The organism is Massilia pseudoviolaceinigra (assembly GCF_030846505.1).
Taxonomy (GTDB): Bacteria; Pseudomonadota; Gammaproteobacteria; order Burkholderiales; family Burkholderiaceae_D; genus Telluria_A; species Telluria_A violaceinigra.
Map to the genome: position 1 here is coordinate 87,322 of NZ_JAVCWL010000026.1, position 26,623 is coordinate 113,944.

25 protein-coding genes are annotated in these 26,623 nt (G+C 63.2%); 12 read left to right on the forward strand and 13 right to left on the reverse strand.

The window, feature by feature from the left end:
• Positions 1–14 precede the first annotated feature (14 nt).
• The 10 genes from RBA40_RS23435 to RBA40_RS23480 all read right to left on the reverse strand — a co-directional run bounded on the left by RBA40_RS23435 (position 15) and on the right by RBA40_RS23480 (position 10,998).
• Positions 15–146 (reverse strand): hypothetical protein, encoded by a 132-nt coding sequence (locus RBA40_RS23435; protein WP_306650390.1) that lies wholly within the window; start codon positions 144–146, stop codon positions 15–17.
• A 165-nt stretch (positions 147–311) separates the two neighbouring features.
• Entirely contained in the window at positions 312–1,016 is a 705-nt protein-coding gene (locus RBA40_RS23440; protein WP_306650392.1) for a hypothetical protein, read from the reverse strand.
• A gap of 224 nt (positions 1,017–1,240) precedes the next feature.
• Positions 1,241–2,392, reverse strand: coding sequence for a glycosyltransferase (locus tag RBA40_RS23445; RefSeq protein ID WP_306650394.1), 1,152 nt, complete (start codon positions 2,390–2,392; stop codon positions 1,241–1,243).
• On the reverse strand, positions 2,298–3,563 hold the full coding sequence (locus RBA40_RS23450) for an O-antigen ligase family protein (RefSeq protein WP_306650396.1): 1,266 nt from the start codon (positions 3,561–3,563) through the stop codon (positions 2,298–2,300). The genes RBA40_RS23445 and RBA40_RS23450 overlap by 95 nt, the downstream gene beginning before the upstream one ends.
• Positions 3,560–4,810 carry a lipopolysaccharide biosynthesis protein gene (locus RBA40_RS23455; protein WP_306650398.1) on the reverse strand — a complete coding sequence of 417 codons (1,251 nt, stop codon included), beginning with the start codon at positions 4,808–4,810 and terminating at the stop codon, positions 3,560–3,562. Before RBA40_RS23455 ends, RBA40_RS23450 begins: the two co-directional genes overlap by 4 nt.
• Positions 4,811–4,823: 13 nt before the next feature.
• Positions 4,824–5,939 carry a DegT/DnrJ/EryC1/StrS family aminotransferase gene (locus RBA40_RS23460; RefSeq protein WP_306650400.1) on the reverse strand — a complete coding sequence of 372 codons (1,116 nt, stop codon included), beginning with the start codon at positions 5,937–5,939 and terminating at the stop codon, positions 4,824–4,826.
• A gap of 25 nt (positions 5,940–5,964) precedes the next feature.
• Positions 5,965–6,570, reverse strand: a complete 606-nt coding sequence (locus tag RBA40_RS23465) for an acyltransferase (RefSeq protein WP_306650402.1) — start codon at positions 6,568–6,570, stop codon at positions 5,965–5,967.
• A gap of 2 nt (positions 6,571–6,572) precedes the next feature.
• Positions 6,573–7,634: a Gfo/Idh/MocA family protein gene (locus RBA40_RS23470; protein ID WP_306650404.1), complete on the reverse strand. Its 1,062-nt coding sequence runs from the start codon at positions 7,632–7,634 to the stop codon at positions 6,573–6,575.
• Between the two features lie 22 nt (positions 7,635–7,656).
• Entirely contained in the window at positions 7,657–8,985 is a 1,329-nt protein-coding gene (locus tag RBA40_RS23475; protein ID WP_374710537.1) for a nucleotide sugar dehydrogenase, read from the reverse strand.
• Between the two features lie 87 nt (positions 8,986–9,072).
• Positions 9,073–10,998 (reverse strand): polysaccharide biosynthesis protein, encoded by a 1,926-nt coding sequence (locus tag RBA40_RS23480; RefSeq protein WP_306650408.1) that lies wholly within the window; start codon positions 10,996–10,998, stop codon positions 9,073–9,075.
• Between the two features lie 545 nt (positions 10,999–11,543).
• Between RBA40_RS23480 and dnaK the strand changes: the two genes are divergently transcribed.
• Together dnaK and RBA40_RS23490 are read left to right on the forward strand one after the other, a co-directional pair.
• A complete protein-coding gene (gene dnaK / locus RBA40_RS23485) occupies positions 11,544–13,481 on the forward strand; it encodes a molecular chaperone DnaK (RefSeq protein ID WP_306650410.1) in 1,938 nt (645 codons plus the stop codon).
• Positions 13,482–13,590: 109 nt separating this feature from the next.
• The gene (locus tag RBA40_RS23490; protein WP_306650412.1) at positions 13,591–14,241 is read left to right on the forward strand and encodes a glycoside hydrolase family 19 protein; all 651 of its coding nucleotides are present in this window, start codon (positions 13,591–13,593) and stop codon (positions 14,239–14,241) included.
• A gap of 125 nt (positions 14,242–14,366) precedes the next feature.
• On the opposite strand, the gene RBA40_RS23495 is transcribed toward RBA40_RS23490, so the two are convergent.
• Positions 14,367–15,377 (reverse strand): N-acetylmuramoyl-L-alanine amidase-like domain-containing protein, encoded by a 1,011-nt coding sequence (locus RBA40_RS23495; protein WP_306650414.1) that lies wholly within the window; start codon positions 15,375–15,377, stop codon positions 14,367–14,369.
• Positions 15,378–15,833: 456 nt separating this feature from the next.
• On the opposite strand from RBA40_RS23495, the gene RBA40_RS23500 reads away from it, so the two are divergent.
• The 4 genes from RBA40_RS23500 to RBA40_RS23515 all read left to right on the forward strand — a co-directional run bounded on the left by RBA40_RS23500 (position 15,834) and on the right by RBA40_RS23515 (position 20,384).
• Positions 15,834–18,545 (forward strand): beta propeller lectin, encoded by a 2,712-nt coding sequence (locus RBA40_RS23500; RefSeq protein WP_306650416.1) that lies wholly within the window; start codon positions 15,834–15,836, stop codon positions 18,543–18,545.
• A gap of 444 nt (positions 18,546–18,989) precedes the next feature.
• Positions 18,990–19,148: a hypothetical protein gene (locus RBA40_RS23505; protein ID WP_306650418.1), complete on the forward strand. Its 159-nt coding sequence runs from the start codon at positions 18,990–18,992 to the stop codon at positions 19,146–19,148.
• A gap of 95 nt (positions 19,149–19,243) precedes the next feature.
• Positions 19,244–19,420, forward strand: coding sequence for a hypothetical protein (locus tag RBA40_RS23510; RefSeq protein WP_167399956.1), 177 nt, complete (start codon positions 19,244–19,246; stop codon positions 19,418–19,420).
• Positions 19,421–19,556: 136 nt separating this feature from the next.
• The gene (locus tag RBA40_RS23515; protein ID WP_306650420.1) at positions 19,557–20,384 is read left to right on the forward strand and encodes a hypothetical protein; all 828 of its coding nucleotides are present in this window, start codon (positions 19,557–19,559) and stop codon (positions 20,382–20,384) included.
• A 19-nt stretch (positions 20,385–20,403) separates the two neighbouring features.
• Here RBA40_RS23515 and RBA40_RS23520 read toward each other — a convergent pair whose 3' ends face one another.
• Positions 20,404–21,297 (reverse strand): LysR family transcriptional regulator ArgP, encoded by an 894-nt coding sequence (locus RBA40_RS23520; protein WP_306650422.1) that lies wholly within the window; start codon positions 21,295–21,297, stop codon positions 20,404–20,406.
• A 114-nt stretch (positions 21,298–21,411) separates the two neighbouring features.
• On the opposite strand from RBA40_RS23520, the gene RBA40_RS23525 reads away from it, so the two are divergent.
• The 6 genes from RBA40_RS23525 (at position 21,412) to RBA40_RS23550 (ending at position 25,693) form a co-directional block, all read left to right on the forward strand.
• The gene (locus tag RBA40_RS23525; RefSeq protein ID WP_306650424.1) at positions 21,412–22,026 is read left to right on the forward strand and encodes a LysE/ArgO family amino acid transporter; all 615 of its coding nucleotides are present in this window, start codon (positions 21,412–21,414) and stop codon (positions 22,024–22,026) included.
• A 108-nt stretch (positions 22,027–22,134) separates the two neighbouring features.
• Entirely contained in the window at positions 22,135–22,509 is a 375-nt protein-coding gene (locus RBA40_RS23530) for a LiaF transmembrane domain-containing protein (protein ID WP_306650426.1), read from the forward strand.
• Positions 22,499–23,239, forward strand: coding sequence for a LiaI-LiaF-like domain-containing protein (locus RBA40_RS23535; RefSeq protein ID WP_306650429.1), 741 nt, complete (start codon positions 22,499–22,501; stop codon positions 23,237–23,239). Before RBA40_RS23530 ends, RBA40_RS23535 begins: the two co-directional genes overlap by 11 nt.
• Entirely contained in the window at positions 23,239–24,321 is a 1,083-nt protein-coding gene (locus RBA40_RS23540) for a sensor histidine kinase (protein WP_306650431.1), read from the forward strand. The genes RBA40_RS23535 and RBA40_RS23540 overlap by 1 nt, the downstream gene beginning before the upstream one ends.
• The gene (locus RBA40_RS23545) at positions 24,309–25,031 is read left to right on the forward strand and encodes a LytR/AlgR family response regulator transcription factor (protein WP_306650433.1); all 723 of its coding nucleotides are present in this window, start codon (positions 24,309–24,311) and stop codon (positions 25,029–25,031) included. Before RBA40_RS23540 ends, RBA40_RS23545 begins: the two co-directional genes overlap by 13 nt.
• 221 nt (positions 25,032–25,252) lie before the next feature.
• Positions 25,253–25,693, forward strand: a complete 441-nt coding sequence (locus RBA40_RS23550) for a hypothetical protein (RefSeq protein ID WP_306650435.1) — start codon at positions 25,253–25,255, stop codon at positions 25,691–25,693.
• 270 nt (positions 25,694–25,963) lie between these two features.
• Here RBA40_RS23550 and RBA40_RS23555 read toward each other — a convergent pair.
• Positions 25,964–26,623: hypothetical protein (locus tag RBA40_RS23555; RefSeq protein ID WP_306650437.1), on the reverse strand; the 660-nt coding region annotated here is incomplete at its 5' end.

Genomic DNA, 26,623 nt, shown 5'->3' on the forward strand with positions numbered 1-26,623 from the left:
CGGGCGACACGCGCTTACCATGTCAGTCCGTCGGCCAGGCGGCGCAGGTTGCAGCGCGTGTTTTCGCGCCAGTTGGTTTCCCACTGGACCGGATGGGTCAGCAGGCACATGGTGCGGTAGCGCCCAGGCGCGGCCCGCGGCGCCATCGGGGTATGGCTGGGGCGGCGGGCGGTCTGATGGCCATGTCGAACTGTTCGAGGAGGGCGCTGTCATACGTTTCACAGGCGATGCCGCAGCGCGCGCGCAGGGCATCGACTCAGGCATGCGCGACGGCATCGGGTAATCGCTGTACAGGCGTCGGAAAAGTCGTTTCATCGGAGGTGGTAAATCGCACGATGGGGGATAAAGCCGAGCATGGTCTTGAACTGGCGCAGCCCGGGCAAGGCGCCGTAGTAGGTGTCGTACATCAGGTAGCGCGCCAGGCCCTGGTCGATCAGTCCGGCTGCAATGTCGCCCACCAGCAAGTGCATGATGCCGTCGTTGTTGCGGTAACCCATGAGCTTCTCGAATGCATGGAAATTGCCGTAGCGCCCGACGTTGGCGTACGCCACCAGCTTGCCGTCGGGATCGAGGACGCCGTAATAGGTGAAGTTGCTCAGCTTGTCGTAGCAGCGCTGCTTTTGCAGGTAATGCTGGTCCATGGGACGTCCCTGGCGCGCCTCGACCGAGGTGTTAATGGCGTGGATGGCATCCACATGGTCGTTGCGGTCGATCTGGGCCAGGGTGTAGCCGCGCGCGCGTGCCCGCTTGATGTGGTGGGCGCCCCAGTTCCTGCCTTTGATGCTGTCCAAATAGGCGCTGCGTCCCTGGAAACCGTGCAGGTCGATCAGTGCGGCGCCCCAGCTTTTGTGCTGGATGATTTTGTAGCGTGGATGGCGCTTGGTGTAATACTGGTAGGTCGAGCGCACATTGATGGGGGCGATGGCCAGGTCGAAATACAAATGCGCGACAGGAAGCCGCAGCACTTGCCTGACGGTGGCGATATGGTTCGAAACTGTGGAGAGTAGGCTGTTCATTGCAGTCGTCGCGGCTTAAAACCGCCTTTTCTTGTTGGTTGGATTTGAATGTCAGGCGCATCTAGCCTTGCGCCTCCTGGCCGGAAATGGTTCGGGCTTTTCTTACTGTAGCCAGATGAAGCGGGAGGCTATTTGAAGTTGCGTAAGTCGATACGGCGCAAGCGCGGTTCTTTGTTATTCGTCAGGGGTGCCGCAGGTTTTTATTTCGGCGATGACATGAATAGTTATCCGGATGCGCCGTGGCGGTCGGCAATGCGCCGATTCCCCAACGGCGCTTGCAGCTCCCGATAAAGCCTGATCAGTTTTTCCGCCTCGGCCGGCCAGTTATATTTTTCGAGAATCGCGCGCCGTCCATTGCGGCCCATGCGGCGGGCAATGTGCGGATGGCGCACGAAATAATCGATGGCGGCGGCAATGGCGGCCGGATCGAAGGGATCGACACACACGCCGCATTGATTACTTTGGATAATCCCGTGCCATAGGGGAATATCGGAGGCGATGACGGGAATGCCTGCCGCCATGTATTCGAACATCTTGACGGGCAGGGCCTCGAGGTAATTGGGTTCGGGATACAGGGTCACCAGGCCGGCGAGGGCGCGCGCCATGAGCGCGCGCACGCCGTCGCGGCCCAGGTGGCCGGGGCGATTCAGGCGTTGCCAGCCGGGTAGTGCGCTCAGGGCGTTTTCCAGCGCCACCTCGGAAAAACGCCCGGCCAGGGTGATACGGGCAGGCGATTGCAGCAACTGCGCTGCGCTGACCAGCTCGCCGATGCCGCGCATCGCGGACAGGCTGCCGACATAGCACACCTCCTGCTGTTTCTCGTCCCACGGGGCGTCGCCGTCGAATTCGGCGGGCATCGGGTAATTGTTGACATCGACCGTGTTCGGGTTGATCCGCAAGAATTTATCCCGGATAAACGGCGTTGCGGCAACGATCGCATCGAAACGGCGGCAGGCGTGGCGTTCGTAGGCGGCGCATGTGCTGGCGAGCAAACCCCGCAAGGATGGCGCGAGGTAGGGCTTGCTTAGTATTTGCAGCGGCAAATCTTCATGGGCGTCGAAGATGACGATCTTGCCCAGGCGCTTGAGGCGCAGCCCGACGGGAATCAGTTCCGGATCGTGCAGGTGATACATGTCGGCATCGATCAGGCGCGCGCGCTGCAAGACGCGGCGCGTGCTGACCAGCATGCGTCCCATGCGGCCCGGGTGATGCCCGACGTCGGTGATATGAACGCCGCTGTCGCGCTCGTCCCCGAGGCCGTCCGCCACCACCAGGGTGACCTTATACCCTTGCCGCGCCAGCGTCATGCATTGCTTGACGAAGATCCGGGTGTCGCGGCGCGGATGGGCCGATGTCAGATGTGCAATTGAGAGCATGTGTCATTCCATACCGGTAGGATGAATACGCCGCCATGGTGGCGCCGATGAGCATGTCGGTAAAATAATGCGAGGTAATCAGAAGCAGCAGCGTGATGCAGCAAAGGGAAAAACCCAGAAGGAATTCGCCGGAGCGCTGGCGTGCGAAATATCCTTTGAAAAACATCGGAATCGCCGGCACGATCAATATGCTCAGCACAAACAGAAATCCGAACAGGCCGGTATCGACCCAGGCCGACAGCACATTATGCGAATACAGGCCCGGCGAATAACTGGCGTAGTCGCCGAAGACCGGAAACTGCGCGATCGTATTCATCGCATACGCGCTCAGATGATGACGCTTGTTGGCCGAGGTCGAATGTGACAGATCAAGCAGTTCCAGTACCCGGTTACTGGGCAGCATGGACAATAATTGGTCCAGATTGGAGAAAATCACAAGGAACAGGATGATAAAAATGGAGGTCATTAATAACTTCTGGCGCGCGTGATACAGCTCGATGATGGGAATCATGAACAGCATGGCGGCAAATTCGCTGCGCGCCGTATTCATGAACAGGGTCAGCGCGGCCAGGCAATACAGCAACACGCGCAGCGGCAAGGAGCGGGTGTACGCGATGGCCACCGCAAAAGTAAACAAATACGATCGCGAAAACCCCTGGTACGAGGCCAGGCTTTCCGGATTTTTTGCCGTGCCGAGCGGCGCCAGGTAGAACGATCCATCGACGGCGTAGGCAAACACGATGGCCGACATGCCCAGCAGGCTGCCCAGCGCCATCTGGCGAAAGCGCCGCTGGCCCGGGTCGCACAGGCGCAACGCGAAGAACACGTTCAACATGAAGATGATCCCGAGCACATGATTGGTGACGATCAGCCCATTCGCGCCGGCCACGGCGTTGACGGCGACGATCAGCGCGAAGTAGGCCAGGTACAGGAAGAAGGCGACATCGCTCTTGCCCAGGTAATCGCAGTCGCGCCGGACCCGGGCCGCGTAGAAGAAAAACAGCATGGGCAACAGCAGCAGCGATACCAGCGCGAAATAGCCGCCTAGGACGGCTGGAATCTTTCCCAGTCCCAGCGCCGTGTGATAAAAAAAGAAGCCGGGAAACAGCGCAAAGAAGGCCAGCATGCCCGCCAACTGTTCGTGTCCCGTGGTGCGCGCGATCGGGTTCATACGGCCGCCATGCGGTTTTGCGAGCACTGGTACGACATGTGCAAGTAGATAAAATAGAGCAGGGAGTAGCCGACCGCATACCACAGCACGCTTTGCTGCAAGGTGCCGGGCGCGGCGAACACCGATACGGTCATCACGAACAGCGCCACCTGCCACACCAGGTCGATCTTCTGCTTGCCGGCGACAAAGAACACATAGCTCAGCGGGCTGGCGATGAAATTGAGGAAATACAGCGGCGCGAGGATTTGCGCCAGCTCGCCGGCGGCGCGCCAGTTTTCTCCGAACACGAAAGCGAACAGTTGCGGCGAAAACAGCAGCAGCACCAGCGAGGGGCCGATGCCCAGCAGCACCAGCGCCTTGAAGGTGTAGCGGTAGGCATCGCGGCAATTGCCCTGGGTCTGGAAGTCATGCACCGACTGGCGCTTGAACACTTCCAGCACCGACGAGGCCAGCAGCGCAATCGGCGCGCCCAGCACGCGCTGGGTGAGGGCGAACAGGCCGGCTGCAAGTGCGCCGTGGCGCGCGCCGATCATCAGCAGCGGCAATTGTCCGACGATCACGTTGAGCAGGTTCGAGGGCAGCGAAAAGCGCCAGAACTTGTCGTGACGGCGCAGGTAGCGGCGCTGCCCGTCGTCCAGGCGCCAGCCCGGCCATGCCTGGGGCGGCGCCAGCAGCAGCATGGCGGCCAGCAAGCCCGCGGCCAGCCCGATCAGCTGGCCAGCGATCAGGGCCACGCCGCCCACGCCCAGCGCCAGCAGGCCCACCTGCGCCAGGGCGATGCCGCCGGCGCTCCAGATGCGCGCGCGCGCGGCCTTGCCGAAGGCATTGCGCGAGGTGGCGTAGGCCAGCGTGGTTTGCATGTAGGCCGTCATCCAGGTGGCCAGGCCGAGCGTCAGCAGCGCCGGCCACGACAGGTGGGCGGCGATGGGCAGCTCCAGCAGGCGCGCCAGCACCGCGCACGCGGTCATCAGGATGGCGGTGAGGCTGGCACTGTAGGCCACCACCGAAAAGCAGGTGCGCTGCGCCTCGCTTTCGTGGTCGAGGATCATCGCCGCTTCCAGCCGCAGCGTGGCGCCGATGGCCGCCACCGCCACCACGCCCAGCCAGACGCTGAAGGCGCCCACGTCGGCCGGGGTGCACAGGCGGGTGATGAGCGGGGCCGCCAGCAGCGGCAGGGCCTGGGCCCCGAGCGCGCCGCCGAGCACGGTCATCACGTTGCGCCAGTAAGCCGGTAGCCGCGCTGTCATTGCCGTCTCCACGTCAATCCTGCCGGCATGAAGCGGCGCCACTGCCGGCGGCGCGCAGCAGCACCGCGCACACCTGGCCGATGCTGTCGTCGTCGAGGTAGGGCCCCATCGGCAGGCTGAGTACCCTGGCGGCCATGGCTTGCGCGACCGGGGCGCTGTCCGGGTCGCTCCAGCGCGCATAGGCCGGCTGCAGGTGCATGGGCACGGGATAATGCACGGCGGTCGGAATGCCGGCCTCGTGCAGTGCGGCGCGCACCCGGTCGCGCTCGTCCACGACCACCGTGTACTGCGCGAACACGCTGCTGCGGTCGCGCGGACGCGCCACCTTGCCGATTTTCCCCGACAGCAGGGCGTCGTAGCTGGCGGCGGCGCGCGCGCGCTGCTTCAGTTCCCAGTCGAAATTGTCGAGCTTGGCCAGCACGATGGCGCACTGCAAGGTATCCATGCGTCCACCCACGCCGATGCGCGTGTGCACGTAGCGCTGCGCCTGGCCGTGGACGCGGATTTCGCGCATGGCCGTGGCCAGCCCGGCATCGCTGGTGAAGATGGCGCCGCCGTCGCCGTAGCAGCCGAGCGGCTTGCTGGGGAAAAAGCTGGTGCAGCCGATGGCCGACAGATTGCAGCTGCGCTTGCCGCCGTAGGTGGCGCCGAAGCTCTGCGCCGCGTCTTCGATCACGCTCAGGCCATGGCGGTAGGCAATCGCATTGATCGCTTCCATGTCGGCCGGCTGGCCGTACAGCGACACCGGCATGATGGCGCGCGTGCGCTCCGTGATTTTTTCTTCGATCAGGGTGGGATCGATATTGCAGGTGGCCGGGTCGATGTCCACGAACACCGGCGTGGCCCCCAGCAGCACGATGGCTTCGGCCGTGGCGATGAAGGAAAACGGCGTGGTGATGACTTCGTCGCCAGCTTTGACGCCGAGCGCCATCAGCGAAATGAGCAGCGCTTCCGTGCCCGACGACACCGTGATGCAGTGCCTGGCCCCGGTCAACGCGGCCAGGCGCGCTTCGAGCTCGTCCACTTCCGGTCCCATGATGTACTGGCCGTGGTCGAGCACGGCCTGGATGCGGGCATTGATGTTCTCGCGTCCAGCCTGGTATTGCGCTTTGAGGTCGATAAATTCCATGATGGTCGGTCCGTTCGCTGGCAGGTCAATCGATCGATAAGGAGGCGCGCTCGCCGGCCAGGGTGCACACCCCGCCGCGCACCCGGTAGCGTTCGCCCGTGTGGGGGCAGGTGGCCTCGCCATCCTGCCCCATGGGCAGGGCCAGGCGCTCGCCATGGCGGCCGATCCAGCCCGTCTGGCGCGCCGGCACGCCCACCATCAGCGCGTAATCGGGCACGTCGCGCGTGACCACGGCCCCGGCGCCGATGAATGCATAGCGCCCGATGGTGACCCCGCACACGATGGTGGCGTTGGCGCCGATGCTGGCCCCGCGCCGCACCAGGGTGCGCCGGTAGGCATCCTTGCGCACGATGGCCGCGCGCGGATTCCAGACGTTGGTAAATACCATGCTGGGGCCGCAGAACACCTCGTCCTCGATGGTCACGGCGTCGTACACCGACACATTGTTCTGGATCCTGACCCGGTCGCCGATCAGCACGTCGTTACCGACGAACACGTTCTGCCCCAGCGAGCAGCCGGCGCCGATGCGCGCGCCGCCGCACACGTGCGCGAAATGCCAGACGCGGGTGCCCGCGCCCAGGGTGGCGCCGGGGTCGACGATGGCGCTCGCTTCAATGATGGCCTGGTCCATGTTCAATACTCCAGCGGCAAGGCCACGCGCTTGCCGTCGCGCGCCGACTTGTAGGCGGCGATGAGCACTTCGAGCGACTTGAGCCCTTCACGGCCATCGGTTTCCGGTTCGGCTTCGCCGCGCAGCACCTTGATCACATTGTCGTAATACAGCGGATGGCCGAAGCCGTAGACCGAGGTGGTCTGGTAGCTGGCGTCGTTCACCCGCGCATCGTCCTCGTCCGGCTCGGCGAACTCCCATTGCTGCACTTCATTGACCGCCACGCCGCCGATGCGCGCCGTGCCGCGCTCGCCCAGGATGGTGATCGAGCCTTCCAGGTTGCGCGGATAGGTCAGCATGGTCACGTTCATCGACCCCAGCGCGCCGTTGCGCCAGCGCAGGCTGATCACGCCGGTGTCCTCGACCTCGATATCGCGCGCCAGGGTCGCGGTGTAGGCTTGCAGGCTCTCGACCGGGCCGACGATCCAGTCGATCAGGTCGACGTAGTGGCTGGCCTGGTTCATGAAGGCGCCGCCGTCGTATTCCCAGGTGCCGCGCCATTTGGCGCTGTTGTAATAGTCGTCCGGACGGGTCCAGAACACATTCAGGTTGACCATGTAGATGCGCCCGAAGCGCTTTTTATCGACCGCGCTTTTGAGCAGCTGCAAGGTGGCGTTGCGCCGGTTCTGCTTGACCACGAACATGCGCACCCCCGCCGCGTCGCAGGCGGCCACCATGCGCTTGCCGTCTTCCCAGCGCGTGGCCATGGGTTTTTCGGTGATCACGTGGCGCCCGCCGGCGGCGATCTGGACCGCCTGCTCCGGATGCAGGCCGGACGGGGTGCAGATGATGAACGCGTCGGCATTGCACTTGGCCAGCATCTCGCCCAGGCCGCGGTAGGGCCGCGCGCCGGTGCGCTTGCTTGCCGCGGCCAGCGCCACCGGGTCGATGTCGCACACGCCGGTCAGCTCGCAACGGTCCTGGTGCTGGGCGATGGCATTGAAATGGTTGTGGGCAATACGGCCGCAACCGACCAGCGCAAAACGGATGCGGCGGTCGAGAACGGGGGGCGGGAAATAGTGCATGATCACTCTCCAAATCGAAGGTTCAAGCCTTGACGACATTCGGCAGCCGGTCCAGGTAGACCCCGCGCGTGTCGACAATCAAGGCGGCGTGCTGCTGTATCAGCACGTAATCGAAGGCGCTGTGGCTGGTGGCCAGCAGCACCACGTCGTAGGACGCGATCGACGCTGGCGTCAGGGGCACGCTGGCGAGGTCGAAATGGTGTTCTCGCATGGGCGGAAACACCGGCACGTGCGGATCGGAATAGTCGACCAGGGCGCCCTTGGCGCGCAGGATTTCCATCAGCTCAACCGAAGGAGATTCGCGCATGTCCTCGACGTTTTTCTTGTAGGCGATGCCGAGCACCAGCACGCGGCTGCCGCGGATGGAGCGCGACCGCTCGTTGAGCGCGTCGGCCAGCTTGCCGATGACCCAGTGCGGCATGTCGCTGTTGATTTCGCCGGCCAGCTCGATGAAACGGGTGTGCAGGCCGTACTGGCGCGCCTTCCAGGTCAGGTAAAAGGGGTCGATCGGAATGCAGTGCCCGCCCAGGCCCGGACCCGGATAGTAGGGCGTGAAGCCGAACGGCTTGGTGGCGGCGGCGCGGATCACCTCGTGGATATCGATATCCATCTTGTCGGCGATGATCTTCATTTCATTGACCAGGCCGATGTTGACGGCGCGGTGGATGTTTTCGAGCAGCTTGGTCAGTTCGGCGGCGCGGGTGGAACTGACCGGCACCACCTGGTCGATGGCCGGGCTGTACAGCGCGATGCCGGCGCGCAGGCAGGCCGCCGTATCGCCGCCGCAGACCTTGGGAATGGTGCGGGTTTCGTAATCGGGGTTGCCCGGGTCTTCGCGCTCGGGCGAAAACACCAGGAAGATGTCGTCGCCGATGGTCAGGCCGCGTGAAGCGATGCGCGGGCGCAGTTCCTCGTCGGTGGTGCCGGGGTAGGTGGTGCTTTCGAGCGAGACCACCTGGCCGGCGCGCAAGTGGGGCAGCAGGGCGTCGGCGGTGGCCAGCACGAACGACAGGTCCGGTTCGCGGTAGGCGTTGAGCGGGGTCGGCACGCAGATGATCAGGGCGTCGGCCTCGGCCGCGCGCGCAAAGTCGCTGGTGGCCTCGAAGCCGGCCGCCAGCGCAGCCCCGATGGCGGTGGCGGAAATATGCTCGATATAGCTGGCGCCGGCGTTCAGGCGCGCCACCTTGGCCGGATCGATATCGATGCCGAGCACCCGGAAGCCGGCCTGGGCATAGCGCAGGCTGAGCGGCAAGCCCACATAGCCCAGCCCGATAATGCCGATGACAGCGCTGCGTTGATCGAGTTTCCCGATTAACTTCACTAAATGGCGGCTAGAATATTGGTCGCGCATGGATATTATCTCCGTACTGAAGTTGGGTAAATCCGGATCAGGCTCCGGAGGGCATCCCGGGCCGATTTTGTTTATGCCGGACGGTATTTATTCGATGCGGTCGGGCGAGAAACTGCGTAATAGCGCGGGCCGGTTTTTATCGGGCGGGGCCACCGCCGCCGGTGAACGGTGGACTGGCGCGCCATTCGGCTGCGGCGTATATTCGGACACGATTGCCTTGACCATCGATTCGATCATGCCGCGATCATGGGTATTGCAAGCGAGCATCAGGCAGGTAATATAAGTGTCGAGTACGCCGGGATCGAGCGCGTGTTCCTTCATGCGCATGATGCGCGGATGGTCGCTGGGACAAACCTTGCCGTCCGTAAGCAATTCCTCGTACAGTTTTTCGCCGGGAAACAGTCCCACGAACTTGAGGCCGATGTCGCCTTCGGGGTTCTGCGCCGTCTTTTCGGTCAGTCCCGACATCATGATCATGGTGCGCGCCAGGTCGACGATGCGGACCGGCTCGCCCATATCGAGCACGAATACGTCGCCGCCCTCGGCCATGGCGCCAGCCTGGATCACCAGTTGCGCCGCCTCGGCGATCAGCATGAAATAGCGCGACACTTCCGGATGGGTAATCGTCAGCGGCCCGCCGTGGGCCAGCTGGCGCTGGAACAGGGGAATCACCGAGCCCGACGAGCCCAGAACGTTGCCAAAACGCACCATGCAAAAGGTGGTGTCCGGCCCGTGGGTGGTGGCGGCCGCCTGAAAGATCAGCTCGGCGATACGCTTGCTCGCCCCCATGATGTTGGTCGGGCGCACCGCCTTGTCGCTGGAAATGAGCACGCAGGTGCGCACCTTGAACTTGGCGGCGGCGGCCGCGATCACTTGCGAACCGAGCACGTTGTTGCGCAGGCCGGCGACGATATTGCTTTCGACCAGGGGGACATGCTTGTAGGCGGCGGCGTGGTAGATGGTGTCGATGGGGTTTTCCTGCAGGATGCGCTCGACCAGGCGCGCGCTGCATACCGAACCCAGGTGTGCGCTGATGCGCATCTCCGGATGCCGGCCCAGCAATTCCTGGCGGATGGTGTACAGCGCGAATTCGGAATGGTCGACCAGGTGCAGGTGGGCCGGGGCCAGGGTGGCGATCTGGCGGCACAGCTCGCTTCCGATGGAGCCGCCGGCGCCGGTCACCAGCACGCGCTTGCCGCGCACGCAGCGGTCGAACAGGTCGGTGCGCGGCGGCACCGGTTTGCGGCCCAGCAAGTCCTCGAACTTGAGGTCGCGTACCGCTTGCAGGGGCGTGGCGTCGTCGGCCAGGTCGAGCAGGCGGCACAGGATGCGGGTGTTCACGCCGGCCATGGCCAGGCGCTCCATGATGTCGCGCAGACGCTGGGGCGATACCGAGGGCAGGGCGATGATCACCGAACGCACGCCCAGGCTGCGCACCGCGTCCGCCAGGCGTTCCGTATGGAACACGCGCAGGCCGGCGATGGTGCGCTCGTTGAATGCGCGCTTGTCGTCGAAAAAGCATACGGGGCGATATTGATTGCTGGTACGCATTGTCAGCGCCAGCTGCGCGCCCGGCTCCCCGGCGCCGTAGATGGCCACCGCATGGTCGGCCGCGGGCGCGTGGTTCATCTGCTTGCGCAGGAAATTGCGCACCGTCATGCGCGAGGTGACCACGTAGGAAAACGCAATAAACCAGTAAATGACCAGCGCGCTGCGCGGGAACGTGTCGTTGTTGATGCCCACCATGATCAGGTACACCGACAGCGTCGCCAGCGCCAGGGTGAAGCCGGTCACGGCCAGCATGCGCTGGTCGATGAGGCGGATGACGGCGCGGTACAGGTCCGACAGCGAGAATGCGCCGACCGTCAGCAGCGGCACCAGCAGATAGGCGGCCGGGTACTGCAGCGCCGATGCGGTGTCGCCCAGGCGCAGCAGCATGGCCGCCAGAAGGCACGCCGGCAGGGCCAGCAGATCGACCATGACCATCAGCGCGATTTTGGCAGTCCGGTTCATGGTGACCAATCCGGTACAGAATTGGCTAAGCGGATTTGTAATGGGCGTCTGCATGGCGGAGAGGGAAAATGAAAGAGCTTGGGTTTATATGGCGAATATCATGGAATACTGGCGCTGCGTATTCACGTATTCACGTCTTTATAATCAGCGTCACGCGGCGGCTTAGAGGACTTTTCCACGTGTAAGTTTATTATCCTGCCGGCTTGATGTGGTTGATTTGATAATCGTCAACGGCTGACTTAGCGTAAAAATTGCTAGCTGGATTTGATTGGGATTTAGAATCAATTGCAATTGGAAATATTATTGATGGCGGCTCAGAGGGGGGAATGACGGATTATCCTAAGACCTGTGGGAAAGCGCGCGAGAATGAGCGGCATAAGGCAATCGGACTCGGCCAAGATACACATCGTGAAAACCGCGAAGTTTGATATATATCGTGTCCGCGAACGTTAGCGGGAGCATTTTGGCGCGCGCGCGGTCTATTGATAGGTGACTGCGGGCGCACCTTGAGTGCGCGCGCTGGCAACTCATCCACGGAGGAGGAAATGAGCAAGATCATCGGTATCGATCTCGGCACCACCAACTCCTGCGTCGCCGTGATGGAAGGCGGCCAGGCCCGGGTGATCGAGAACGCGGAGGGCGCGCGCACCACGCCCTCGGTGGTGGCCTACCAGGACCATTGCGAAATCCTGGTGGGGGCGCCGGCCAAGCGCCAGGCGGTGACTAATCCGCAAAATACGCTGTTCGCCGTCAAGCGCCTGATCGGGCGCAAGTTCGACGAGGCGCAAGTCCAGAAAGACATCCATCTGATGCCTTTCAAGATCGTGCGCGCCGATAATGGCGACGCCTGGGTCGACGTGCGCGGCAAGCGCCTGGCGCCCCAGCAGGTGTCGGCCGAGGTGCTGCGCAAGATGAAAAAGACGGCCGAAGACTATCTGGGCGGGCCGGTCAGCGACGCCGTCATTACGGTACCCGCCTATTTTAATGACGCCCAGCGCCAGGCCACGAAAGACGCCGGGCGCATCGCCGGCCTGGAAGTGCGCCGCATCATCAACGAACCGACCGCCGCCGCGCTCGCCTTCGGCCTCGACAAGGCCGCGCGCGGCGACCGCAAGGTGGCCGTGTACGACCTGGGCGGCGGCACCTTCGACATCTCCATCATCGAGATCGCCGAGCTGGAAGGCGACAAGCAGTTCGAGGTGCTGTCCACCAACGGCGACACCTTCCTCGGCGGCGAAGATTTCGACCAGCGCGTGATCGACCACATCATCGCCGAATTCAAGAAGCAGAGCGGCATCGACCTCGGGCGCGACCCGATTGCCTTGCAGCGCATCAAGAGCGCGGCGGAGCGCGCCAAGATCGAACTGTCCTCGACCCAGCAGACCGACATCAACGAGCCCTACATTGCCATGTCCAACGGCGCCCCGGCCCACCTCAACCTGCGTCTGTCGCGCGCCACCCTGGAAGCCCTGGTCGACGACCTGATCGACCGCACCATCGCGCCGTGCCGGCTTGCGCTCAAGGATGCCAACCTGGCCAGGGAACAGATCGGCGACGTCATTCTGGTGGGCGGCATGACGCGCATGCCCAAGGTGCAGGAAAAGGTGCGCGAATTTTTCGGACGCGACGCCCGCAAGGATGTCAATCCCGACGAGGCGGTGGCGGTAGGCGCGGCCATCCAGGGCGCGGTGCTCTCCGGCGAGCGTTCCGACGTGCTGCTGATGGACGTGACCCCGCTCTCGCTCGGCATCGAAACCCTGGGTGGGGTGATGACCAAAATGATCCCCCGCAACACCACCATTCCCACCAAATTCAGCCAGGTGTTTTCGACCGCCGACGACAACCAGCCGGCCGTGACGGTCAAGGTCTACCAGGGCGAACGCGAAATTGTCGCGGGCAACAAGTTGCTGGGCGAATTCAATCTGGTCGGCATTGCGCCGGCGCCGCGCGGCATGCCGCAGATCGCGGTCAGCTTCGATATCGATGCCAACGGCATCCTGCACGTCAGCGCGGTGGACAAGGCCACGGGCAAGGCCAACCAGGTCACCATCAAGGCCAATTCGGGGCTGAGCGAAGCCGAGATTCAGAAAATGGTGCAGGACGCGCTGGCCCACGCCGACGAAGACCGCCGCGCGCGCGAACTGGCCGACGCCCGCAACCGCGGCGATGCGCTGGTCCATGCAATCCGAAAGCAACTCGACGAACATGGCGCGGGCCTCGATGCCCCGGTGCGCGAGCGGATCCAGGCGGCCATCGACCGCCTTGACGCGGCCTTGAAAACCGGCAGCAAGGAAGACATCGACACACGCATCGCAGCCTTGTCCGCCGCGGCGCAGGGCATTGGCGCAAAACTGTACCAGCAGCAAGGCAACGGAGCGGGACAGGAACAGCAGGGTGGCGCGCAGGCCGGTTCCGGGCAAGGGGGGCCGGGGCGGGACGACGACGTGGTCGATGCCGATTTCCGGGAGGTGGGCGGGGGCTGAAGACGATGAGGAAGGGCTGGGCGCTAACGTCCCATCATTTGATGCGCGTGGTGTCCGGCGGCGGCAGAGTCAATACGATGGGAGCTACCGCACCGCGAAGGAGCCCGCCATGGCCGAGCCCGTCGTTATCACGCTCGGCCAGGTCGAGCAGCTTGCCCCGCGCGCGCTCCCCGTCTACCGCACCGCTTTCAGCATGGAGCAACATTTCCTGATTCATTTCGGCATCGCCGCGTCAGCATTGCGGGTAAGCCATTTCATGGCGCAGGTGCTGCATGAAACCGTTGCCCTCGCGCGCGCGGTGGAAAACCTGCGCTACAGCACGCAGCGTTTGCCCAAGGTATGGCCGCAGCGTTTCCTGCCGCGTGGGCCGCTCGATCCGGCCATGTACGCCAACGATGAAGTCCGGCTCGCCAACGCGGTGTACGGCGGCCGTTTGGGCAACGACCTTCCCGGCGACGGCTACCTGTACCGCGGTCGCGGATTGTTGCAGCTCACTGGAAAGGACAGCTACGCACTGGCGAGCGTGACGTTGAGAACTGGCTATCCGTCCGCGCCGGATTTTGTTGCCGAGCCCGACGCGGTGCTTTCGGCTCGCTGGTGCCTGGGCGCGGCGGCCGCCATCTGGATCGCGAAAGGCTGCAACGAGGCGGCGGATGACGACGATGTCGTGGAAATAACGAGGCGCATCAACGGCGGCACGGTGGGACTGGCCGAGCGCCGCCGCTGGCTGGCGCGCACGCGTGCAGCGTGGCGGGGCTGACGTGGGACGGGAGTCGAGTGTGGCTTTCGCCAGCGCGGCGCCGCCGTCCCGCTGAATGCCGCCTCGGCGCGGGGGCGATTGCTCTTACGGCAACGCCATCCGTGTCTGTCGCCCCGGTTTTACAGTCAGCGCGTCACCGGGCCTGTCGGCCCTTTGATGGCCGCCGTCGTCGTGGCGGTCGCCGTGGCCTTCACCGCCGCAGCAACCGGCGCGCCCGGACGTGGCTGGGGCGCCGCTGGCGGCACCACGATATGGTCATTCAAGCGCAGGAACTTGAAACCCGCCAGCTTTTGTCCATTCTTGCCACTACGCTCCTCGCGCGCCGCTGTCCGCGCAAAAAATGCCTCGAAGCTTTCTTCGCGCACCTGCGGCTCGGCCGAGTTCAGGAAATTGCGCTGCCCGTAGGCATCCACCACGATGAAGCCGACGTGCGACGCCCAGAACTTGCCCCCGCGCGTGGAAATCACGTTGACCAGGTCGCCATCCTGCAATTGCCCGACCACGCTTGCCACCTTGTCTTTGGTCACATACGCTTCCTGGCTGAGCTGCACGGGAATATTGCTGGCCGTGTTATGCCGCATCTTCAGGAAGGCCGTGCGGTCGATCTTCATGTCATACACCGGGCCATCGGTTCCGGCCAGCAGCGCGCTGACGTCGGACACCAGCCAGGCATTATTGATATTCCAGTCCACCTCGGTGTAATGATTGCGTGTTGCCACGCCGATCACGCCATCCTTGTAGCGGATGCGCTGCAGCATCCAGAAAAATTCTTCCCACGACTGGCTCAGCGCCATCGCATACGTGTGTTCGGCGAACACCACGCAGTCGCTCGCCTGCAGGCTGAACATCGGCAGGTTGTCGTGCAGCTCATAGGGATACTCGCCCAACAGATTGAGCACGTACGGCTGGCCGATATTCTTGCGTCCGATCGCGGCGATGCGCTTGCGCAGGTCCGGTTCGGCGGTATGCATATAGGCGATGTAACGCCCGACTTCGGCCGGCGTCATCTGATAAATCTGCTTGCGCTGCAAGGTGGCGAGGTCGAACGGCGGTGCGGCAGGGGCCAGCGGCGCCGCGGCGACAGGCTCGGGTATTGGCAGCGCCACCGGTGCCGGCGCAGCCGGCGGCGGTGCCACGGCAACCGGCGCCACGACAGGGGGGGCGGGTGGCGCGCTTGCGCAACCAGCCAGGACGGCACTGAGCAAAACGAGGGGAGCAAGACGCATCGGAAACCAATATTGAACGCTAAAGCGACACGCTAACCGCTGGCACGGTGTTTGACAATGGAAATGTGTTGCGCGAACACAAGGAAATTGCAGGCTTGCCGATCCGGCATTGCCGACTTTGATAGATGAAATGACACCTGCGATGTTGTGGCCCGCCTGTCATTGCCGGAACACGACTGCGCAACATGGCGCAAGTCGATGCCACAACGAAAAAGCCCGGCAAAGAACGGAAGCACGCTAGAGAGCGCTCAAGTAGCGCTCAGGTCTGCCTTGCATGTCGTCGATGGCTTCGATACGTTGGAGTGACCGTCCAGGCGCACCGAACGACGTCGTCATTGCAAATGGAAATAACACAAAGGAATTATCATGGGAAATATCCGTAACGACCGTCGTACCACACGGTGGCCGAATGGCGTCGTGCCATATTCCATCGACGCTGCAATCAGCCAGATCGGGCGCCAACAGATCATCACGGCGATGGCGCACTGGAGCAATGTGGCGCCGGTGCGCTTCGTGGAACATACGGACGAAAACGACGTCCTCATTTTCAATGTCAGCAATGACGAATGCTTTTCCGCAGTGGGCCGCGTCGGAGGGCGGCAGTGGGTGGGATGTGAATTTCCCATCACGCCCGTCGTGCCGGAGGGGGCATGGCTGGCCTTCGAACGCCAGGGCGACACCCAGGTCGATTGCGTCTTCGTCGGCACCGATGGCGCCGTGTATGCGATGTGGACGGTGGCCCCTGGTGTGTGGTCGAGCCCGGTGGCACTGACGCCCCCCGACGTCGCGCCGCCGGGTGCGCCGGTAGCCTTGCACCATCAGGTCGATGCCAATCAGCTCAACGCCGTGTTCGTGGACCGCAATGGCGTCGTGAACGTAATGTGGGTGATCGGCGGCGGAGCCTGGCAAGGGCCGGCCGGACTGACGCCTTCCGACACCGCTCCACCGGGCGCGCCGGTGACCTTGCACCATCAGGTCGATGCCAATCAGCTCGACGCCGTGTTCGTGGACCGCCATGGCGTTGTCAACGTGATGTGGGTCATCGGCGGCGGAGCGTGGCAAGGGCCGGCCGGACTGACGCCTCCCGACACCGCGCCACCGGGTGCGCCGGTGGCCCTGCACCACCAGAGTGGCTCCAATCAGCTCGACGCCGTCTTCGTGGACCGTAATGGCGTCGTGAGCGTGATGTGGGTGATCGGCGGTGGCACGTGGCAGGGGCCGGTGGGACTGACGCCGCCCAACACCGCGCCGCCGGGTGCGCCAGTGGCCTTGCATTATCAGGTCGATGCCAATCAGCTTGACGCCGTGTTCGTGGACGGCAATGGCGTCGTGAACGTGATGTGGGTCATCGGCGGTGGCGCGTGGCAGGGGCCGGTCGGCCTGACGCCACCGAACACCGCGCCGCCCGGTGCGCCCGTGGCCCTGCATCATCAGGGCGGCCCTAATCAGCTCGACGCGTTTTTCGTCGACGGCAATGGCGTCGTGAACGTGATGTGGGTCGTCGGCGCTGGTGCATGGCAAGGGCCGGCAGGACTGACGCCCCCCAACGCCGCACCAGCGGGTTCGCCGGTCGGAATCGCCGCCCACGACGGTGACTTGCTCGAGGCGGTTGTGGTCCCGGCGAACAATGTGCCATTAACGGTCTCGGTGCGCGGGCTGCAAGCGTGGTCGGTCGTTTCGCAGATCGGTTCGGGTTTCGGCACGCAGGCGATCATTCACGAGCTCGGGCACGCCCTGGGACTTTTTCACGAGCACCAGCGACCGGACCGGAACTCCTTCGTCACCTATAACGGTGCGAACGTGAGGGCTGGGAAGGAGCACAATTTCGTCATTCCTCCCGAGGCGCAGCCATTGGGCCGGTACGACTATACCTCTGTCATGCATTACTCACCCGGTGCCTTCTCGGCACCGAACATGGGGCCCACCCTCGTGCCGCCGGCGGGGGGCGTGACTGGCAACGAGGTGCCGGGCGCAGAGGATGCTCAAGTCCTTGGCTATGTGTACGGCCGTGTGTCGGCTCCGGGCGCCCGGTTGGACGCCGCATTTCAGGGCAGCGACCAGCAGTTGACGGTCGCGTTCACCGATGTGTTCGGCGGCATTTCGGTCATGTGGGTCATTGGCGACCGTCCGTGGGAACCGCCGGTGCAGATCGCGCTGCCGCCGAATACGGCGCCGCAAGGCGCGTCGGTGGCCTTGCATCATCAGGGAGGAATCAATCAGCTCGATGCCATTTTCGTGGACGGCAACGGCGTCGTGAACGTGATGTGGGTCGTCGGTGGCGGTGCGTGGCAAGGGCCGGTCGGACTGACGCCTCCCGACACCGCGCCGCCCGGTGCGCCAGTGGCCTTGCACCATCAGGTCGATACCCATCAGCTCGACGCCGTGTTCGTGGACCGCAATGGCGTTGTGAATGTGATGTGGGTGACCGGCGGCGGAGCGTGGCAAGGGCCGGCCGGGCTGACGCCTCCCGACACAGCGCCGCCGGGTGCGCCAGTATCCCTGCATTATCAGGGCGGCACCAATCAGCTCGATGCCGTGTTCGTGGACCGCAATGGTGCCGTGAATGTGATGTGGGTCGTCGGCGGCGGTGCGTGGCAAGGGCCGGCCGGACTGACGCCGCGCGACACCGCGCCACCGGGTGCGCCAGTGGCCTTGCACCATCAGGTCGACGCCGATCAGCTTGACGCCGTGTTCGTGGACCGCAACGGCGTCGTGAGCGTGATGTGGGTGATCGGCGGCGGAGCGTGGCAAGGACCGGCCGGACTGACGCCCGCCAACACCGCGCCACCGGGTGCGCCGGTGACCCTGCATCATCAGGGCGGCCCCAATCAGCTCGACGCCGTGTTCGTGGACCGCAATGGCGTCGTGAACGTGATGTGGGTGATCGGCGCTGGTGCGTGGCAAGGGCCGGCCGGGCTGACGCCCGCCAACACCGCGCCGCCGGGTACGCCAGTGGCCCTGCATTATCAGGGCAGCGCGAATCAGCTCGACGCGCTCTTCGTGGACGGTAATGGCGTCGTGAAGGTGATGTGGGTCCACGGCGGTGGTGCGTGGCAAGGACCGGTCGCCATCAGCTGATATCGCGTGGCGCAGACAGCGGGGCGGCAAACGCCTGAAGCGACGCGCACGATCATGCGCGTCGCTGGCCGGACCTGGCATCACCATGGCGCGCGATGAGGCGACCAATGGCGCCCCGTCCCGCGCCATTCATTGCAGCACAGGCAGCGCAGAGATAGTGTGGCCGGCAACAGCGCGCCATCGCGTGGCGCCTTCAGCTACGGGCGTTCTGTGATTCGCCGCCACGATCCTGATGATGATTTTCGCGCAAATGTGCGGCAACGAACGGTTGAGTTACCGTCCAGCCCTTAAGATGAAGCTGTGTGAGTGAGGGGCCAGCGGCAAAGTCCAAAGGTGACACCTCCTCAGCAGGTTAGCCGGTCGCCTCGAGGATCGGCACCAATTCTTCATGCCAGCGCAAAGCATCGCGCTGGCCTTGATCAACAAAACGACGCGGAGGTCATCATGCCTGCCATTACACATCCACCCAAGCATCTTGTGCGCGAATATCTTCAGCGCCGCTCGCGTGATCCCAAACCGCCGCCATCGCCGGAAGAAATCCGGCGCGAGCTTGGATGGGCTTTGCTGCTTCCAGGCTTCAAGCTGGCCAAGCGCAGCAACTGACCGCCTCCTGTCCTACAAGAATCTTGCACGTTGTCCTATTTTTTCTGTAGCACCGCTCTACCATAATCCTAAAAACATCAACACAGGAGTCTCACATGACAAATCGAATCGGTAACAAAGACGAAGCCCAACATCGTGGCAAAGCCGAGAAAAAAGACATCAAGCGCACCAACATCGCGCGTGAAGCCATCAAGAAAGCCATCGCCGCTTCCAAGTACCGCAACCAGGTCCGCAACCAGCCAGCGCCAGAGGCATTCCTGCCACCAGCCTGATGGCCGCCTGACCGCAGCACCAACAACCCGCACCGGCAACGCTGCGGGTTTTTTGTTGTCCGTCACTCATCAAGTACAATCCGGCGGCACGCCAGTGCAAATTTGTTAATTTTGCAGCCTAACCCGGAGCAAGTCGATGAGCAAGTCCCCCCAGCGTCATGTGCTGTTGATGTTTTTAACGGCCATGTTGGCATTGTCCGCATGCAGTGACAAGTCGAAGGAAGCAGCGTCAGAAAGTAAGGAGGCGGGCGAGAACGCCGTCGAGGAAGTGGCCGACAACGAACCGGCATTGCCGACAGCCGACTACTTCGCTCCCATCCTGGCCACGGCAGAGGGTACGTACAGCGAGTGCGAGGCGATCGGTAGGGGGGCTGCAGCGGGTTTGAAGGCCGGCGGGTCGGCCGTGGTCGCTGCGAATGGCAAGGTCAGCGGTGCCGGTATCGCCGGAGAATTGACGGCGGACATGGAAGTCCTGCTGGTGCGCCAGCGCGAGGGGAACGCTGCCCCGACGCTCGCGATGACGGTCCAGAATGACAAATTCATGCTCTCGCTGATGGAGCACGATGACGGAAAAAAACAAGCCGGGTTCGGGATTCCGCCCAACATGACTCAGTGCAAGGTCACCAAGCCGATCAAACTGTCCAGCCAGAGTCTGTACGCCTCGTATGCCTACCTGATGGATGCCAAGACCACGATCAAGTGCCTCAACAGCGGTACGTTCAGCTTCGACGACGTCGCCTATCAGGTGGCGAAAGGCGTGTTGAAGATCGGTGATGAGACTTACGATCTGAACACACTGAAGATGGAAACGGTGAGCATTGGCAACGATAAGCGTATGTCCTACCTTGGACAGACAGCGGACGAAAGATCGATCATGGTCTTTCTGGACCCGCAGGGCAAGGTCAGCAATCTCCAGGTGAACGGCAAGGGCGACAAGGCGTTCGCGTGCGACGTCAGCCCGTAAGCCACGCCGGTGCCGCCGCTCACGCAGGCTGCCGCAAGGCCGCCCGCGTGACCGCGATCAGGCGCGCACTGAGCCGCTCCAGCTTGGGCGACTGCACCCGCCACGCATGCCAGTACAGCATCACGTCGGTCGGCTTGTCTGGCGCCAGGTCGATCAGCGTGCCGTTGCCGATGTCGTCGCCAAACTGCTGCTCCGGCACCATGCCATACCCCAGCCCCAGCCGCACAGCGTGCGTGAATGCGTCGCTCGACGGAATGTAGTGGCAGGGATAGCTCCCGGCCGGCAATCCCAGCTCGCGCAGCAGAAATGCCGACTGCAAGGCATCCTTGCGGTCGAACACCATCAGCGGTGCGCGCCGCGCCGCCTCACGCTGCAGGCCGTCGGGAAACCAGCGCGCCACGAACGCGGGCGTGGCGAGCAGGCGGTAGCGCATCGCACCGAGCCGCTCCACCGTGCAGCCGCGCATTGGCTGCGCTTCGCTCGACACCCCGGCCAGCGCCGATCCCTGCGACAACAAGGTGTAGGTGTGATCCTGGTCGTCCAGCGCGATGTCGAGCAGGATCTGTTCTTCGATCAGGAACGACGCCAGTCCCGGCAGCAGCCAGGTGGCCAGGGTATCGTTGTTGACGGCCAGGGCGATCGTCAGCGGATGCGCATCGCTGTTGGCCGATTCGGCCAGGAACTCGGCCTCCAGCAGCCGGCTGCGGCGCAGATATTGGACCAGGCGTTGGCCAGCCGGGGTTGCGCGGCAGGGCTTGCTGCGGATTAGCAGCGGCGTGCCCAGCTCGTTTTCCATGGCGCTGACCCGTTGCGACACGGCCGACGGCGTCAGGTGGAGCAGGGCGGCAGCCTGCTCGAAACTGCCGCTGTCGATGACGGCCAGCAGCGCTTCCCCTTTGCGCGTATCGAGCATGCGAGCCTCCAGGATTAGAAAAACTTAATTATACGTAATTGGATTAAATCCGCTTCACTTCGGAAGTTCTCTGCCGCACACTCCCAGCTCATCCAGTTATCGCCAGGAGTGTGCATGCCCTACGTATCCCCCTTTTTCAACGGCCTCGTCTTGTGTTCCGGGCTGATCGTCGCCATCGGCTCCCAGAACGCGCACGTCCTGCGCACCGGCCTCAAGCGCGAACACGTGGGCCTGACCGTCGCTGCCTGCATCATCATCGACGCCGTGCTGATCGGGCTGGGCGTGGCCGGTGTCGGCACCCTGGTGCAATCGTCGCCGCTGCTACTTGGGGCGGCGCGCTGGGGCGGGGCGGCGTTTCTGCTGTGGTACGGCCTGCGCAGCTGGCGCGCCGTGTTCGCCAGCGCCGCGCTGACGGTGGCGCCCGAGGCCGCACGCACCGGCGCGCGCCAGGCCCTGGCCAGCGTGGTGGCGTTGTCGCTGCTCAATCCTCATGTCTATCTCGATACGGTGGTCCTGCTCGGCGCCATCGGCGGCAACTTTACTCCGCCAGAACGCCCGGCCTTTGCGCTGGGGGCGATGAGCGCCTCGGCCCTGTGGTTCTGCGCGCTCGGCTATGGCGCCACGCGGCTGTCCGGCCTGTTTGCCCGTCCCGCCGCGTGGAAATGGATCGACGGCCTGACCGGCACCATGATGCTGGCGCTGTCGGCCTCGATCGCCTTCGGCGCCTGAAGGCCGGCGCCGTCATTCACCGGCCGCCATACGCCATTCGCCGAAATCCGCTGGGCAGCGCTGCCGCGCCGTTGTATCGTTGCGCCTGAACTGACTACAGGAGCAAACGTGTCCAATAAATCTTCCTACGAGTGGCGCAAGCAGTTGATGTGGGGCTTGCTGCTGATCGGCTTCGGCACCATCGTCCTGCTCGAGCAGATGGACGTGATTCACGTCGACGGCCTCTGGCATTACGCACCGCTGGTGCTGACCGTCATGGGCCTGAACAAAATGATCGGCTTTCCGACCGCGAAAGACTTCACCACCGGCCTGTGGATGGTGTTCCTGAGCCTGTGGCTGCTGTCCACGTTCGAAAACCTGTTCGGACTGACCTTCAGCAACGGCTGGCCGATCCCGGTCATTTTCTGCGGCGTCACCATGATTCTCGAACCGTTCATCGAACGCCGCCTCGCGCCCGAGCAGGAGCCGCACGATGAAAAATGATCCCCGCACCCCCGGCGTGCCCAACCAGGTCTGGATCGGCCTGGCGGTGATCGGCTTCGGCTTGCTGTTCCTGCTCGATAACCTGAACATCATCGACCGCCACCGCGTGCTGTACTTCTGGCCCGTGCTGGTCGTCATCGGCGGACTGGTCAAGTTTGCCGGGGCCGAATCGCGCCACGAACGTGTGGTGTTCGGCCTGATCGCCGCCGCCGGCGCCGTCCTCACCCTCAACCGGCTCGGCTACGGCTACTTTTTCAATGCCCGCACCCTGTGGCCGGTGCTGATCATCTTGTTCGGCATCGGCGTGATCCACAAAGCCATGCGCAAACGCATCACGCCGCCCGGCGCGCCGCTCAAGGCCGGTGGCGAGGCCGCGCCGGATGCCGACGCGAATGCCAATGCCGACGCCGTGGTCGATATCACGGCCATTCTGGGCGCCTTCCAGCGCCGCATCAGCACCCCGGCCTTCTGCGGCGGCAACGTCAGCGCCATCATGGGCGACTGCGTGCTGGACCTGCGCGAATCGTCGATCGACGGCGAGGCCGAACTGAATGTGTTCGCCGTCATGGGCGGCATCACCATCAAGTGCCCGCCCGACTGGAGCATCGTGCTCGAAGGGGTGCCGATTCTCGGCGGTTTCGAGGAAAAAACCTCGCCCGCGCCAGGCACCGGCAAGCGTCTCACCATCCGGGGCTACGCGATCATGGGCGGCGTGGAAGTGCGCAACTGATGCAGGGGCCGTTTTCCACGCGGCGCGGCGCGGGCCTGTACCTGCTCGCGTGGCTGCTGCTGGCGATCGTGTTCGCGGGCCTGATCGTGGCCGCCACCGGCGCCGCATGGACCAACGGCTTGCTCTTTGCTGTACCGGTGACGCTGGTGTATGCCTGCGCCACCGGCTTTTCCAGTTACTACCTGTGCCGCGCCTATCCGCTCGGCGAACGCAGCGCCATCTCCGTGCTGCTGGTCTTTTTCGTCGCATCGCTATTTGCCGGCTCGCTGTGGACGGCGCTGTGCGCCGCGTGGAACAGCGCCTGCGAATCGCTTGGCCTGCCCTGGGCCGGCGTTCCCATGACCGCCCCCTTGCAGGCGATGAGCGTGGGCCTGGGCGTGATCTTGTACGCGATGGCCGCGGTGGCGCACTACCTGGCGCTCGAATTCCAGCGCGCGCGTGCCGCCGAACGGCGCGGACTCGAAGCGGCGCTGATGGCGCAGGATGCCGAGCTGCGCATGCTGCGCACCCAGATCGATCCGCACTTTCTGTTCAACAGCCTCAATTCGATCAGCGCACTCACGTCCATCGACCCGGCCCGCGCGCGCGACATGACCTTGCGCCTTGCGGATTTTTTCCGTCACAGCCTGGGTCTGGAAGCGAACCGCAAAGTCACCCTGGAAGCGGAAGCGACGTTGGCGATGCATTTCATCGCCATCGAAAAGGTGCGCTTCGGCGCGCGCCTGAACGTCGAGCAGGCGATCGACGCCGGCGCGCTCGATTGCCTGCTGCCGCCGATGATCCTGCAGCCGCTGGTCGAAAACGCGGTCAAGCATGGCATCGCCAACCTGACCGGCGGCGGCACCATCCGCATCGCGGCGCAGCGCGCCGGCTCGGTCCTGAAAATCGTCGTGGAAAACGACATCGACGACGAGCCGTCCGCCGCAGGAAAAGGGATCGGACTGGCCAACGTACGCCAGCGCCTCGCCGTCGCCTACGGCCACGAGGCCGGCATCTACTGGACGCGCGAGGCGCGCCTGTTCCGGGTCGCGCTGACGCTGCCCGCCCATACGAAAGAAATGGAACCATCATGCGCGTCATAATCGTCGACGATGAAGACCTCGCGCGCGGCCTGGTGCGCGAGTTTTTAAGCAAGCATGCCGATATCGACATCGTGGCCGAATGCGCGAACGGCTTCGACGCCGTCAAGGCCATCACCGAACTGGAACCGGACCTGGTTTTCCTCGACATCCAGATGCCCAAGCTGAACGGCTTCGAGGTCGTGGAACTGGCCGGCGCCAAGGCGCGCTACATATTCGTTACCGCTTTCGACCAGTACGCGCTCAAGGCTTTCGACATCCACGCCGTCGACTACCTGCTCAAACCCTTCAGCCAGCAGCGTCTCGACGCCGCGTTGGCGCATGCGCGCACCAGCGTCGCAAAAGTCGGGGTCGACGCGGTGCTGCGGGAGGCCGCGCAGCGCAACAAGCCGCTGGAGCGGGTGCTGATCCGCGACGGTGCGCGCGTCCACATCATCGCCGCCGGCCAGATCGACTACATTGAAGCGCAGGATGACTACGTGCGCATTTGCGCCGACGGCAAGCACTACCTGAAAAACCAGCGCCTGTCGGAACTCGAAAGCCAGCTCGATGCGGCCCTCTTCGTGCGCATCCACCGTTCCTGGCTGCTCAACCTCGGCGCCATCGAGCGCATCGAGCAGGGCAGGGACAGCCACACCGCGATTCTCAGGGATGGCACCCGCCTGCCGGTCAGCCGCAGCGGCTACCAGAAGGTCAGGGCGCTGATCGGCTGACCCCCCGTCGTTCGCTCCACCACTGCGTCGTACCCGCGCAGCCTCCAGGTCCTGAGAAACTCCTCGACCTCTTTGGAGCGAGGCAAGTCCAGAGGCTAATGCCGCTAACTTAGAGTGCCTAAGAAAACCGGTCACTTATCCTGGAAGCAACAACGACGTACACTGAGCTACTGCGACCGGCCGCTTTCGGCTGCGGATTCAAGCGGTCATCGCACGTACAATTGAAGTCCAAACCTGCTAATGCAGTCACCGATTCGTGTAAAGAGAAAATTTTGAAAATAACTTTGCGACTCAAATTTTTTGTAGCTGCCGCAGCGCTTACGGCACATGCATCCGCGCACGGTGCCAATGAGATGCTTGCAGAAATGGCCTATTGCGCGAAGGCGTCGGTATTTGCGGAGGTCTTCACTCAAGGCATGCTCGCAAACAAGAGTAACGATGAAAGTGTAGAGGCGGCAGTGACGGCTCTCAATGCGATGTACACCGACAAAATTAATGAGCAGGATCGTAGATTATTGACTCCTTGGGCAGTGATGGTAGACAAGCTACGTGGATATCGGCCGAGCACAGGCGGCGCCTTGGTCGCGCTCAGCTGCTTTACATTTTTGACGGACGGAAAGTATTTGCAGATGGGCTCGCCATCCGTCGTCGCATCTGTTTGAGCAATGTGAGATTCCTGCGATACCGGGTCCACTGCTGACGCAGTCGGGCAGTCATCAAAAAAAACTACGCTTCGCTTCCCTTGGAGAATGAATAGTAATTTCAGTAAGGCAAATGTTGGGGAATGAACGGCTGAACATGCGTACAGCAATTGCGAAGCACTGACCGATGAATCCGCAGTCGGAAGCGGTCGATCCGTCAATCGCTCGTCCACTGTCGAGTACAATCGGCAGCATCCGGCCGATAGAGGACGGTCGTGGGCCAGCGCCCGCTTACGCATCTTCGACAGGAAAACCGTAGTGCGGCAACCTGTCATCCGGCAACCAAGGCCAGTCCGAGCGCCTTGTAATAACTTGCTGAGCGGAAATTAACTCCTGTTCGGTCAGGAATATCCCGAAAAGATCGTTGCCGCCATTGATTGCGTAAAAATGGTAAGTGGAAGCCTCGAGACTTGCATTCACGATCTGGAAAAAGGCAACCGTGGCACGCTCCCAGCCATCGTTGTTCTGCTTACCGCTCTCCAGCACCTCCCAGATTATAAATTGCCTGCCACCAGCTTCAACGGTGTACCCAAGACCATCGTTGCTTTGGACCTCGGTGACTTTAAGTGGTGTGGCAGAATACTCCTTGAGCCGGGGCAACAACTCGATATAAGAGGTCAGGATACCCTGCTCCGCCAAACTTTCCGCGTCCAAAGTTACTAGCTGCTCGTAGTCCAGTGGGTTTACTGACACAGACGGGGATGCTGGCTGGCTAATACCCCACAGGCTTTTCAGGAGCTCGACAAGTCGTTTCATACTTTGATTATAACGGGGTGGTTTGCTTATCCGGGCATCGTCCGGCCAAGTAAAAGCCGCCCGGGCAATAGGACTGCTGTAAGCGCTCCATAAAACACAGCCTTGTGGCTTGATCCCGATTTCCGCATGCTTGCC